Annotated in this window: 1 pseudogene; it reads left to right on the plus strand. The window is 37.1% G+C overall.

Annotated elements, in window-relative coordinates:
- Window positions 1-256, plus strand: a pseudogene (locus ACFINZ_RS11580) (LPS-assembly protein LptD); the annotation flags it as partial.

Below are 256 nucleotides of genomic sequence, written 5' to 3' on the forward strand. Positions count from 1 at the left end.
TTTGGAAAATTAAAGCAAGAAAGATCATATGGAATAGCGTTACCAAAAAAATTCAATTTGAAAATAGCCGTTTTGAAGTTTTTGGTGTACCGATTGCACAGCTTCCAACTTTTGAGCTCTATGACCCAACAATACGGCGTGCTAGCGGTTTTCTCGCGCCCCATTTTTTTTATGCCGATTATTTGGGTATGGGCATAAAAAATTCTTATTTCTGGAATCTTGCTCCCCATTATGATTTAACACTTTCCTCTACACT

Source organism: Bartonella sp. AA81SXKL, from assembly GCF_042196945.1.
Taxonomy (GTDB): domain Bacteria; phylum Pseudomonadota; class Alphaproteobacteria; order Rhizobiales; family Rhizobiaceae; genus Bartonella.